1 protein-coding gene is annotated in these 514 nt (G+C 49.4%); it reads right to left on the bottom strand.

All coding sequences use genetic code 11. The features are described 5' to 3' along the window. On the bottom strand, window positions 1-514 hold a 514-nt coding region (locus ACTXGO_RS16275), incomplete at both ends, for an aconitase family protein (RefSeq protein ID WP_443575261.1).

Below are 514 nucleotides of genomic sequence, written 5' to 3'. Positions count from 1 at the left end.
CCTTCCCAATACGGCGGACGGCGGATATAAGTACTCAGCTCGCGCCAGTCATACTGCGGGTCGGTAACTGATGACTCATTGCGACCCGCATCTGCTTTGGCTTCATCAAACATCGGGATATAGACTTCGTTAAATTGCTCAGGCTTCACCGCCGATTTTACAATAGCATCAACTTCCGCGTCATCGAACCAGATATCTTTTAGATAGATATCATTGCCGTCTTGGTCTTTACCGAGCGAGTCTTTTTCGATATCAAATCGAGTGTTGCCCGCGATAGCGTAGGCGACAACGAGTGGCGGGGAGGCAAGGAACGCTTGCTTGGCGTAGGGATGAATACGACCATCAAAATTACGGTTACCTGAGAGTACTGCGGTACTAAACAGATCACGTTCGATGATTTCTTTTTCGATCTCTGGATCGAGCGCACCGCTCATGCCATTACATGTGGTACAGGCAAAGGCGACAACGTCGAAGCCGAGCTTTTGGAGTTCAGGGAGTAGTCCTGCTTCTTCTA

This window comes from Psychrobacter sp. T6-1, assembly GCF_052258445.1.
Note: the sequence above shows the minus strand (reverse complement) of the source record. Positions and strands in the feature narration are given on the sequence as shown.